The sequence below is a fragment of the Olivibacter sp. XZL3 genome, from assembly GCF_004368405.1.
Lineage (GTDB): Bacteria > Bacteroidota > Bacteroidia > Sphingobacteriales > Sphingobacteriaceae > Olivibacter.
Window position 1 is genome coordinate 1 of the sequence record NZ_SBJH01000119.1, and the last position, 4,221, is coordinate 4,221.

A 4,221-nucleotide genomic window follows, 5' to 3' on the forward strand; every position below is an offset into this window, starting at 1 on the left:
AAACTCCTCTGGAGTTTCCCACATTCCAACATCTTAATCAACAACAATAAAAGTGTCTACTTTTTTTAGGACATGACAGAGTACTATACCTTACACCTTCCCTCCCTACACCTTAAAAAATCCCTATTGCCGTCTCACATAGTCTGCCGCATCTCCATCGATGAGGCTATATGGAAGCAGACTGAAGCTGAAGTTCATCGATTCTTTAGGTACCTGATAGGCCGGTAAAGTAATCGGTCCACAGCTGCCATTCCCCAGTCCACGCTGCGCATAATCGATATTTAAAATAGTTTCTGGTCGTGCCGCCAATTCATAAGGGTGCTTAGCTTTCCGTAAATCCCTTTCGCTATAGTGCGAAGCACTGAAACTCAGTTTATCATCTGCAACAACAATCAGTCCTTGGTTGTTTCCATTGGTAAGCTTCACCCATTTTGTGTCTTCGCGGTTGCCCATGCTTTGCGGGCGCATATAAACCGTGCCCAACTGTTCTGTTGTGCTTTTATATCGGCCGAAGGCGGCCGATTGTTTACGGTCTATATAGTTTTCGTGTGGGCCTCTACCTAGCCACTCAACGGCGTTATGTCCGGCATTAAGGGCAGTGGTAAAACCAATTCTTGCTAGAGGCAAGCCTTCTTTATCCGGATTGATGAAAGCGGATACATGTATCACGCCATTACCGTATACCGTGTAGATCAGATTAAGCCTTATTTCGTAACCCGACTTCGTACTCGCCGTTACAGCCGCTGTAACCTGAACAGATTTTCTATTGCCGGGATTAATGTTAAAATCATTTACGACATAGGACAACGAATCATATCCTTCTTCCTCCCAGGGAATAGGCTGTCCCCAATCCTTATTGCGATCGTTATCCAGCGTTGCGCGGTAAATGTTAAGTTTAAAGCCGTTTTTAAGACCTTCAATCAACTGGTTATTGCGGTAAGCCAGGGATGAAATCATTCCGCTATTGCGATTGAATCCTATATGGAAATCTTTCCCAATCAAAGTGGCTTCATCTTCTTTTTGTAGTACAATTACATCCGGTAAGGTGGTGATCGTATCGCGATAGCTTATCTGGGCCGGTGTGCGGTAAGGCATTTCAAACTGCTCGGTCGCCACCACCGTACCTTTTGGCGCCCAGGCCTCATCTTTGGTCGATTTAACATAGAGCTGTAAATGGTAGGCCGCACCCGGTGTTAACATGGGCTGTTTAAGCGGAATCTGTAAAGTGGTGCTGTCGCCAGGTGCTAGCTGCAATGCCGGTAAAATACCTTGCTGAATCTCCTTTCCGTCTTCCGTTAGCACCCAGTCGATCGTGAAGTTGTTTAAATCTAAAAAGGCGTACTTGTTTTTGATACGTACCGTTCCCTGGGTGAGGTTCGCTGCGGTGAAACCGACATATTGATAAACCTTTTTCACTTCCTCCAATTTAGCCGTCGGTTTTCTGTCGGGCGTCAATATCCCGTCCATACAGAAATTTCCATCGTTAGGCTTATCGCCAAAATCTCCACCATAAGCGAAATAGGTTTGTCCGGAAGTCGTTCCCGGCACCGGTCTACTCAATCCATGGTCCACCCATTCCCATATACAGCCACCGATGAGGCGTGGGTGACTTTCGATAACGTCCCAGTATTCCTTCAAGTTGCCTATGGCATTCCCCATTGCGTGGCCGTATTCGCACATCAAAAAAGGTTTGGTGCTTGCCGTCTGTCCACTTTTCAATAAGGCCGCAACGGAAGGGTACATGGTCGATTCGATGTCTGCAACCTCATTATAACTTTCAAAATGTATAGGCCTCGAGCTGTCTATTGCCAACACGGCTTCACGACCTGCTTTGAAGTTCTCATGTCCCCAGGACTCGTTTCCCAAAGACCAAATAATGACCGAAGGGTGGTTTTTATCGCGCTGAACCATCCTCGTATGGCGGTCAATATAGGCCGGTCGCCAGTTGATGCTGTTTCCTATATCGGCTTTTGCTCCATGGGTTTCAATATCTGCCTCATCAATCACATACAATCCATATTGATCGCAGAGCTTATACCAGCGCGGGTCATTCGGATAATGCGAGGTGCGTACCGTATTGATATTGTTCTGCTTCATCAGCAAAATATCTTCCAGCATGCTTTCATAGGGTACTGCCTTGCCGTATTCCGGGTGTGTTTCATGCCGGTTTACGCCTTTCAATAAGATAGGTTTATTGTTTACATACAAGCGGCTGTTTTTTATTTCGACTTTTCTAAATCCAAATTGGCTGGATAAGACCTCCGTCACCTGATCTGTTTTATCCTTCAATATCAGGAGTACTGTGTAGAGGTAGGGGCTTTCGGCCGACCATAATTGAGGATTTTCGATGGTACTCTTCAGCTGGTAATGCGCATCGTCTTCCTCTTTTCCGAATAAGCTTCCAAAACCAATTTTTCTATTAATCCGTTCCTCCATCTTTGACGAAAGAGGCACCTTCTTGCCCTCGGCATCCAAGATTTTGACCGTAAGGCTACCCACGGCATCACTGCCTTTGCCGTAATTCTTTAGCCAAGCATCGGTTACGAATGTTGCTGACGAAAGATCTTCCGTTAATACAGATTTTAAAAAGAAGTCTCTGATATGTAATTTAGGGGAAGCATTTAAATAAACGCTTCTGTGAATGCCCCCTAAGCGGAACATGTCCTGATCTTCCAGGTAGCTGCCATCGCTCCATTTATAAACTTCAACGGCGATCAAATTGGTTCGGCCGGTTTGCACATATTCGGTAATATCGAAAGAAGCCCCCGTCATGCTACCCTGGCTATACCCCACCTTTTCGCCATTTACCCACAGATAGAAGGCGCTTTGTACTCCGTCAAAATTCAAAAAAATCTGTTTGTCGCTCCAGTTGGCGGGAATTTCGACTTTTCGTCTGTAGGAGCCCACGGGATTGGGTTCCTTATGTTTTGTCCAGGACGTATCAACCGCTTTCATAATTTTAGGCGGTTCCACTTTAAAGGGATAAGTAATGTTTGTATAAATAGGTGTACCAAAGCCATTAACCTCCCAGGTGGAGGGAACCTGTAAATTTCCCCATTTGCTGTCGTTAAAGCTCTTTTTGTAGAACTCTTTAGGACGTTCATTCGGGTTCTTAACCCAGTTAAACTTCCATAATCCATTTAAGCTTTTGTAAAGGGAAGAGTTAGAGTCGATATTAGCGATGGCTTGTTGCTCATTGTCGAAGGGAATGGCTGTGGCGTGACTTGGCAACTTATTGATTTCGAATACCTTTTCATTTTCCCAGTCGCGCTGTTGAGCGGCAAGAGGAATGGTCATTATCAAAAGGAAAAAAATAGATAGATAGCGATCTATTGCGTTCATGAACGTTTGTTTTAGTGGCCTATCGCCCGCATCACTGAAGGAGCCTGAACTAACGGAATCCATCAATTTAACGAAGGCTGCGGGCTTCGTGATTGGCAAAGATATCATTTTACTGAATACTAGAACGTAATAGTTGCTCCGAACGTATAGTAAAATGACGTCCGTCCCGCTTTTTGGGAAAGATGAGAAAGTTGGCTTCATACGAACGCTTTATTGTTCGCGGGGCGCTTCCTCGGAGGCGACACTGTTTAGCTGCTGAAAATCGGTGGGACGCTGTCCCATCATGTTATGAAACGTATTGCTGAATGCCGAAATGCTGTTATAGCCAACCCGATAGGCGACTTCACTGACAGATAGATCGTTCTTAATTAAGTATTCCGTCGCTTTGATGATGCGGGTTAATTTCAAGTATTGAAAAAAGGGCATATTCAGCAGTGTCTTAAAGAACCGGGATAAGGTTCTTTCGCTAAAGCCGAAGCGTTTCCCTAAAAGCGCTAAGGTAAGATCTTCTGCAATATGTTGATGGATATACACCAATACCGGGCGCAAGCGCATATTGTCGGTAGTAGGAAGCGCAATAGGAAGGGCGTGCGGGCTAATCAGCGGTAAAATGTTCTTCATAGTATTGAGGAAATCGTAGGCCTTCGAACCGGGAAATAAATCACCATGCCATCTTTCTGAAAACAGAAGCATCTGCAAAAGGAGATTATTTACGGGATAAATACCCATTTTGCTGAAAAACGGCTCATCCGTTTTCTTTACATCAAAATGGATCGTACGGACCTTTACCGAGGGGTACTATGATACTCCCTATTTGTTGGACAACTTTTTACTAAACTAAGATATAATTACGATACATTTTTAATTTCCTGATAGAAC

General features: G+C 44.6%; 2 protein-coding genes. Both read right to left on the bottom strand.

The annotated features are described in order from the left end of the window. Positions 1-123 precede the first annotated feature (123 nt). Positions 124-3,342: a glycoside hydrolase family 2 TIM barrel-domain containing protein gene (locus tag EPX21_RS22235; RefSeq protein WP_166670856.1), complete on the bottom strand. Its 3,219-nt coding sequence runs from the start codon at positions 3,340-3,342 to the stop codon at positions 124-126. A 210-nt stretch (positions 3,343-3,552) separates the two neighbouring features. Continuing rightward, entirely contained in the window at positions 3,553-3,963 is a 411-nt protein-coding gene (locus tag EPX21_RS22240) for a helix-turn-helix domain-containing protein (protein WP_166670857.1), read from the bottom strand. Positions 3,964-4,221: the final 258 nt, after the last annotated feature.